Below are 237 nucleotides of genomic sequence, written 5' to 3' on the forward strand. Positions count from 1 at the left end.
TCAGCGCACCGGTGTCCTCGATCTTGCCGTCGGCGAAGGAATGGATCACCCCGCGCGGGGAGAAGTGCTGGACGTAGGGGCTTTGCGGATCCTTCGGCCAGTAGGGGCGTTCCGGCTCTTCCTCGGCATTGAGGTGGTAGAGGTTGCCGAAGAACTCGTCGAAGCCGTGATTGGTCGGCAGGTATTCGTCGCGGTCGCCCAGGTGGTTCTTGCCGAATTGGCCGGTGGCATAGCCGT

Annotated in this window: 1 pseudogene; it reads right to left on the reverse strand. The window is 62.9% G+C overall.

Annotated elements, in window-relative coordinates:
• Window positions 1-237: pseudogene (locus J5M67_RS29395) on the reverse strand (arylsulfatase); the annotation flags it as partial.

Origin of the sequence: Pseudomonas sp. 30_B (assembly GCF_017491605.1) — a bacterium.
Classification (GTDB): domain Bacteria; phylum Pseudomonadota; class Gammaproteobacteria; order Pseudomonadales; family Pseudomonadaceae; genus Pseudomonas.